The sequence below is a fragment of the Streptomyces sp. OfavH-34-F genome, from assembly GCF_022347745.1.
In the GTDB taxonomy this organism is placed as follows: domain Bacteria; phylum Actinomycetota; class Actinomycetes; order Streptomycetales; family Streptomycetaceae; genus Streptomyces.
The window spans coordinates 1-6,191 of the sequence record NZ_JAKRGC010000353.1; the positions used below are offsets into that span (position 1 = coordinate 1).

The window sequence follows — 6,191 nt, forward strand, 5'->3', positions numbered from 1 at the left end:
CGGAGCGGCCGCCGGGGTCGCCGTGGAGCGGCTGACCGTCGGCCGGAGCATGCGCAAGCGCGCCCGGCTGGCCCTGGACGCCACCGCCCCGTACGGCTCGCTGCGCGGCCGGCCCGGCCGGGCCACCGCCGACGACGGCACCGAGCTGTACTACGAGGTCGACGAGGTGGACCCCGCCGGGGGCGCGGCGGACGCCGACGCGGACCCGCGCAGACGGCGGCTGTTCGGCCGCAAGGCGCCCGCCCCGGTCACCGTCGTGTTCAGCCACGGCTACTGCCTGGGCCAGGACTCCTGGCACTTCCAGCGCGCCGCCCTGCGCGGCATCGTGCGCACCGTCCACTGGGACCAGCGCAGCCACGGCCGCTCCGGGCGCGGACGCGCCCAGGACCGCGCCGGGGGCGGGGTACCGGTGGGCATCGACCAGCTCGGGCGCGACCTCAAGGCCGTCATCGACGCGGCGGCGCCCGAGGGCCCCCTCGTCCTGGTCGGACACTCCATGGGCGGTATGACGGTCATGGCGCTGGCCGAGCAATACCCGGAGCTGATCCGGGACCGGGTCGCCGCCGTCGCCCTCGTCGGCACGTCCAGCGGCCGGCTGGACGAGGTCAGCTTCGGGCTGCCCGTGGCGGGCATGAAGGCGGTGCGGCGGGTGCTGCCCGGCGTGCTGCGGGCGCTGGGTTCCCAGCCGGAACTGGTGGAGCGGGGGCGCCGGGCGACCGCCGACCTGTTCGCCGGCCTGATCAAGCGGTACTCCTTCGGCTCGCGGGACGTGGACCCGGCCGTCGCCCGGTTCGCGGAACGGCTCATCGAGTCGACCCCGATCGACGTCGTCGCGGAGTTCTACCCGGCGTTCGCCGAGCACGACAAGAGCGCGGCGCTGGCCCTCTTCCGCGACGTCCCGGTGCTCGTCCTGGCCGGCGACAAGGACCTCGTGACGCCCAGCTCGCACAGCGAGGCCATCGCGGACCTGCTGCCCGACGCGGAGCTGGTCATCGTGCCGGACGCCGGGCACCTGGTGATGCTGGAGCACCCGGAGACGGTGACCGACCGGCTGGCCGACCTGCTGGTGCGGGCGGGCGCGGTGCCGGACGTCCTCTGACGGTCCGGCGCCCCGGAATCCTCTAACGTTTCGGGCATGGAAGCAGCGCAGAACAGCCCGGCGGCCGGTGGGGCCGCCGCGTACGAGAACACCCCCGGCGCCGTCAGCGTGGAGCTGGCCGTCGACTCCCCCGAACAGATGCGGGCCCTGGGCCGCCGGCTCGCCTCCGTGCTGCGCCCCGGCGACCTGGTCATGCTCACCGGCGAGCTGGGCGCCGGCAAGACGACCCTGACCCGGGGGCTCGGCGAGGGCCTGGGCGTGCGGGGCGCGGTGACCTCGCCCACCTTCGTGATCGCCCGGGTGCACCCCCCGCTCTCCGGCGGCCCCGCGCTGGTCCACGTGGACGCCTACCGGCTGGGCGGCGGCCTCGACGAGATGGAGGACCTGGACCTGGACGTCTCGCTCGCGGACTCGGTGGTGGTGGTCGAGTGGGGCGACGGCAAGGTCGAGGAGCTGTCCGACGACCGGCTCCAGGTGTTCATCGACCGGGCCGTCGGGGACACCGACGACGAGCGGCGCACGGTGACGCTGGTGGGCGTGGGGGCGCGCTGGGCGGGGCTGCGCAAGGACTCCTGGGCGCCCTGGGGCTGAGGGCGGATTTCTTTCCGACGCGGTGTCGGGAAAATGTTGCGCGGAACGGGGCAGGCGTGGTGACATGGAGGACGAGAGCGTAGTTAGGTGTACCTAACCACGCCCCACCGAAGCTGCAGGAGGCTTCCATGCCGACGTCCGAGCGCGAAGCGCGGCCGCCGCGTGCGGCGGTACCGATGAGCGTCCTGCTGGCGGCGGGAGCGGCGGCGAACGCGGTGTCCACACCGCCGGAGCCGCAGCCGGCCGACCGGCGCACGGCGAAAGCCGGACGAGCGCCCCGGTCGCACCCGTCCGGCGACTGACCGCCTGAACGACAGGGCCTGGCCGACAGGGCTGGCCGACAGGGCCTGGGCCCCTACGGGACGACGACCACCTTCACGCCGACCGTGGCGAACCGCCACACCGCGTCGCCGTCCTCCCGGGACATCCGCACCCCGCCCGTCCGCACGGTCGGGTCCGGCTCCTCCATCGAGCCGTCCGTCGCGGCGCTGAAGCCGATCGTCACGTCGTCCACCGTGGCGAACCGCACGACGTGCTCGATCGGCACCCCGTCCGACCCCTTCACACTGCCGGACCGCGAGGTCACCGCGAACGTGCCGGGCACCGCGCTCACCGGGCTGGGCATCACCTTGAACGTGTCGGTCGCCCGGTTCCGCGCGTCCACCAGCCACACCCGGCGGTCGCGCAGCGCGTAGACGACGCGCTTCCCGGTGCCGGATTCGGCGGGCACGGCGAGCGGGTCCTTCTCCGGCTTGGGCCCGGCGTGCTTCCCGGGCGGGGCCGAGGCGCTCACGGAAGGCTTCGGCTTCGCGGCGCTGGCCAGGTCGTCCGGCACATTCGCGGACGCCTGGTAGGCCAGGAACCCGACCACCGCGACGGCCGCAGCGGTGAGCGCGGCCACGAATCCCGAGCTGCCCCTTGCCACCGTTCGTCCTCTTTCGCCGTCGTCCGCCCGCCAGGCGCGTCCCGTAAGTCCTACAAGCGTTTACACGTACTCCGCGTATACCCGGTGACGGTAGCAGCCGGGGACGCCCGGACCGGGACGCCGTACGGGGCACGGGGCGGGCCGCGCCGGACCCGTAGGCTGTTTGCGTGCTCTTGCTCGCTATGGATACCGCCACCCCCGCCGTCACCGTCGCCCTGCACGACGGAACCCGAGTCCTCGCCGAGTCCGTACGGGTCGACGCCCGCAGGCACGGGGAGCTGCTGCTGCCCGCCGTGGACCGGGTCCTCGCCGAGGCCGGGGTGAAACTCGACGCCGTGACGGACGTGGTCGTGGGCGTCGGCCCCGGCCCGTACACCGGACTGCGCGTCGGCCTGGTGACGGCGGCCACCTTCGGCTCGGCGCTCTCCGTGCCCGTGCACGGCCTGTGCACGCTGGACGGCCTGGCCCACGCCGCCGGGCTCGCCGGCCTGACCGGCCCCTTCGCCGTCGCCACGGACGCCCGCCGCAAGGAGGTCTACTGGGCGCGGTACGAGGACGGCCGCACCCGGACCGCCGGGCCCTCGGTCGACCGGCCCGCCGACATCGCGGAACAGCTCGCCGGGCTGCCCGTCGTCGGCGCGGGCGCGGTGCTCTACCCGGACGCCTTCCCGGACGCGCGCGGCCCCGAGCACCTCGCGGCGGGCGCGCTCGCCGCACTCGCCGCCGAACGCCTCGCGGCCGGCGAGGAACTGCTGCCGCCGCAGCCGCTCTACCTCCGCAGGCCCGACGCGCAGGTCCCGAAGAACTACAAGGTGGTCACCCCGAAGTGACCCTCACCACCGCCGTGCTGCGCGAGATGCGCTGGTGGGACATCGACGCGGTGCTCGCCCTGGAACACGAGCTGTTCCCGGACGACGCCTGGTCGGCCGGCATGTTCTGGTCCGAGCTGGCCCACGCCCGCGGACCGGGCGCGACCCGCCGCTACGTGGTCGCCGAGGACCCCGCCACCGGCCGGCTCGCCGGCTACGCGGGCCTCGCCGCCGCCGGTGACCTCGCCGACGTGCAGACCATCGCCGTCGCCCGCGACCACTGGGGCGCCGGCCTCGGCGCCGAGCTGCTGACCGACCTGCTCCGGCACGCCACGGCCTTCGAGTGCGCCGAGGTGCTGCTGGAGGTCCGCGTCGACAACACCCGCGCCCAGAAGCTGTACGAACGCTTCGGCTTCGAACCGATCGGCTTCCGCCGCGGCTACTACCAGCCGGGCAACGTCGACGCGCTCGTCATGCGCCTCCACCTGCACGAAGACGTATCGGAAGACGTACCGCGAGACGTCCGGGAAGACGGACAGGGAAACGAGACTGACTGATGGCTGACGAACCCCTCGTACTCGGCATCGAGACCTCCTGCGACGAAACCGGGGTCGGCATCGTCCGGGGCACCACGCTCCTCGCGGACGCCGTCGCCTCCAGCGTCGACACCCACGCCCGGTTCGGCGGCGTCGTCCCCGAGATCGCGTCCCGCGCCCACCTCGAGGCGATGGTCCCCACCATCGAGCGCGCCCTGAAGGAGGCCGGCGTCACCGGCCGCGACCTCGACGGGATCGCCGTCACCGCCGGGCCGGGCCTCGCCGGCGCCCTGCTCGTCGGCGTCTCGGCCGCCAAGGCGTACGCGTACGCGCTGAACAAGCCGCTCTACGGCGTCAACCACCTGGCCTCCCACATCTGCGTGGACCAGCTGGAGCACGGCCCGCTGCCCGAGCCCACCATGGCGCTCCTGGTCAGCGGCGGGCACTCCTCGCTGCTCCTCGCGCCCGACATCACCAACGACGTGCGCCCCCTCGGCGCGACCATCGACGACGCGGCCGGCGAGGCGTTCGACAAGATCGCCCGCGTGCTGGACCTCGGCTTCCCCGGCGGCCCGGTCATCGACCGGCTCGCCCGCGAGGGCGACCCGGCCGCCATCGCCTTCCCGCGCGGCCTGACCGGCTCCCGCGACCCCGCCTACGACTTCTCCTTCTCCGGCCTCAAGACCTCCGTCGCCCGCTGGATCGAGGCCAAGCGGGCGGCCGGCGAGGAGGTGCCGGTACGGGACGTGGCCGCGTCCTTCCAGGAGGCCGTGGTGGACGTGCTCACCCGCAAGGCCGTCCGCGCCTGCAAGGACGAGGGCGTGGACCACCTGATGATCGGCGGCGGCGTCGCGGCCAACTCCCGGCTGCGCGCGCTCGCCGAGGAACGGTGCGAGCGGGCCGGCATCCGGCTGCGGGTGCCCCGCCCGAAGCTGTGCACCGACAACGGGGCGATGGTCGCCGCGCTCGGCGCCGAGATGGTCGCCCGCAACCGGCCCGCCTCCGACCTGGAGCTGTCCGCCGACTCCTCGCTCCCGGTCACCGAGACCCACGTACCGGGCGCCCACGGCCATGCGCACGACCACGACCACGTGCACGAGATCAGCAAGGACAACCTCTACTCGTGAACGCCCCGGTCACCGCCCTGATGTGGGAGGCCCGCGCCGCCGAGGGGCGGGGCGCGGACCTCCTCGCGTGGGCCCGCGCCCGCGCCGCCGAGCTGCCCCGCCCCCCGCTCCGCAGCGAGCTGCTGCGCGCCCCGCAGGACCGGGTCCTGGTCATCACCTGGTGGCAGGCCGGTTACGCCGACGAGCTGCCGGAGCTGCCCGAGCCGGACGCGGCCCTGGTCACCCGGGCGGTCCACCGCTGGCGCTTCGAATCACTGGGAGGTGCCGACTCCCCGGCCGGGCGATGAGTTCCGGACGCCCGCGCGGTCTACCCTTCACGGCACTTCGCCCGTATGTGCCTGGTTGTGAGGAGTGGACCATGCAGAAGGTCACCACGTTCCTGTGGTTCGAGAAGAACCAGATCGAGGAGGCGGCGGACTTCTACGTCTCCGTCATCGGCGGCGACTCGCGCGTCCTGGACGTCACCCGCTGGACCGCCGCGTCCCCCGGCGAGGAGGGCACCGCGATGACCGTGCGCTTCCAGCTGGACGGCGCGGAGTACGTCGCGTTCGACGGCGGCCCCGAGTTCCCCTTCACCGAGGCCGTCTCGCTCTCCGTGGAGTGCGAGTCGCAGGAGGAGGCGGACCGGCTCTGGTCGGCGCTGTCCTCCGGCGGCGGCGAGGAGGGCCAGTGCGGCTGGCTCAAGGACAAGTACGGCGTCTCCTGGCAGATCGTCCCGCCCGGCCTCGGCGAGGCCCTGTCCGACCCGGACCCGGAGAAGGCGGCCCGGGCCATGAAGGCGATGCTCGGCATGCGGCGCCTGGACATCGAGGCCATCCGCAACGCCTGACCCCTCCCGCGTTGGTCCGGTAGGGGGACCGGCGGGGCCCGGCGGCGGTGTCGGGCAGGAAGCCTTTTGTCGTACTGGCAGTATCCGGCGCCATGCAGCCAGTACGACAAAAGGAAAAACTGACCATGAATGGGCGTGAACCCGGCACGGCGGCGGACGGGCGGCAGCGGCGGAGACGGGGGCTCCTGCGGCGTCGGCCCGGCTACGCGGTGCTGGCGGGACTCCTGGTGGCCGCCGCCGCGTCCGGCTGTGCGGCGGGCGGCGAGGACGCGGGC

At 74.1% G+C, this 6,191-nt stretch carries 9 protein-coding genes; 8 read left to right on the forward strand and 1 reads right to left on the reverse strand.

Annotated elements, in window-relative coordinates; genetic code table 11:
- The 3 genes from MHW47_RS30660 to MHW47_RS30670 all read left to right on the forward strand — a co-directional run.
- Positions 1-1,099: alpha/beta fold hydrolase (locus MHW47_RS30660; protein WP_374230175.1), on the forward strand; the 1,099-nt coding region annotated here is incomplete at its 5' end.
- 36 nt (positions 1,100-1,135) lie between these two features.
- Complete coding sequence (gene tsaE / locus MHW47_RS30665; RefSeq protein WP_239227135.1) at positions 1,136-1,690, forward strand: tRNA (adenosine(37)-N6)-threonylcarbamoyltransferase complex ATPase subunit type 1 TsaE; 555 nt, start codon at positions 1,136-1,138, stop codon at positions 1,688-1,690.
- A 128-nt stretch (positions 1,691-1,818) separates the two neighbouring features.
- Positions 1,819-1,992, forward strand: coding sequence for a hypothetical protein (locus tag MHW47_RS30670; RefSeq protein ID WP_239227136.1), 174 nt, complete (start codon positions 1,819-1,821; stop codon positions 1,990-1,992).
- A gap of 53 nt (positions 1,993-2,045) precedes the next feature.
- Here MHW47_RS30670 and MHW47_RS30675 read toward each other — a convergent pair whose 3' ends face one another.
- The gene (locus MHW47_RS30675; RefSeq protein WP_239227140.1) at positions 2,046-2,591 is read right to left on the reverse strand and encodes a hypothetical protein; all 546 of its coding nucleotides are present in this window, start codon (positions 2,589-2,591) and stop codon (positions 2,046-2,048) included.
- Between the two features lie 206 nt (positions 2,592-2,797).
- On the opposite strand from MHW47_RS30675, the gene tsaB reads away from it, so the two are divergent.
- From tsaB to MHW47_RS30700, 5 genes are all read left to right on the forward strand, one after another.
- Complete coding sequence (tsaB, locus tag MHW47_RS30680; protein WP_239227141.1) at positions 2,798-3,445, forward strand: tRNA (adenosine(37)-N6)-threonylcarbamoyltransferase complex dimerization subunit type 1 TsaB; 648 nt, start codon at positions 2,798-2,800, stop codon at positions 3,443-3,445.
- Positions 3,442-3,981 carry a ribosomal protein S18-alanine N-acetyltransferase gene (gene rimI / locus MHW47_RS30685; RefSeq protein ID WP_239227137.1) on the forward strand — a complete coding sequence of 180 codons (540 nt, stop codon included), beginning with the start codon at positions 3,442-3,444 and terminating at the stop codon, positions 3,979-3,981. The genes tsaB and rimI overlap by 4 nt, the downstream gene beginning before the upstream one ends.
- Positions 3,981-5,087 carry a tRNA (adenosine(37)-N6)-threonylcarbamoyltransferase complex transferase subunit TsaD gene (tsaD, locus tag MHW47_RS30690; RefSeq protein WP_239227138.1) on the forward strand — a complete coding sequence of 369 codons (1,107 nt, stop codon included), beginning with the start codon at positions 3,981-3,983 and terminating at the stop codon, positions 5,085-5,087. Before rimI ends, tsaD begins: the two co-directional genes overlap by 1 nt.
- Positions 5,088-5,107: 20 nt before the next feature.
- Entirely contained in the window at positions 5,108-5,374 is a 267-nt protein-coding gene (locus MHW47_RS30695) for a hypothetical protein (RefSeq protein WP_239227142.1), read from the forward strand.
- Positions 5,375-5,445: 71 nt separating this feature from the next.
- Entirely contained in the window at positions 5,446-5,916 is a 471-nt protein-coding gene (locus tag MHW47_RS30700; protein WP_239227139.1) for a VOC family protein, read from the forward strand.
- The last annotated feature ends 275 nt before the right edge of the window (positions 5,917-6,191 follow it).

Excerpts from the sequence above, each read along its gene's own strand:
- tsaE (WP_239227135.1), top strand. The coding sequence starts at position 1,136 with ATGGAAGCAGCGCAGAACAGCCCGGCGGCCGGTGGGGCCGCCGCGTAC.
- MHW47_RS30670 (WP_239227136.1), top strand. The coding sequence starts at position 1,819 with ATGCCGACGTCCGAGCGCGAAGCGCGGCCGCCGCGTGCGGCGGTACCG.
- tsaB (WP_239227141.1), top strand. The coding sequence starts at position 2,798 with ATGGATACCGCCACCCCCGCCGTCACCGTCGCCCTGCACGACGGAACC.
- tsaD (WP_239227138.1), top strand. The coding sequence starts at position 3,981 with ATGGCTGACGAACCCCTCGTACTCGGCATCGAGACCTCCTGCGACGAA.
- MHW47_RS30695 (WP_239227142.1), top strand. The coding sequence starts at position 5,108 with ATGTGGGAGGCCCGCGCCGCCGAGGGGCGGGGCGCGGACCTCCTCGCG.
- MHW47_RS30700 (WP_239227139.1), top strand. The coding sequence starts at position 5,446 with ATGCAGAAGGTCACCACGTTCCTGTGGTTCGAGAAGAACCAGATCGAG.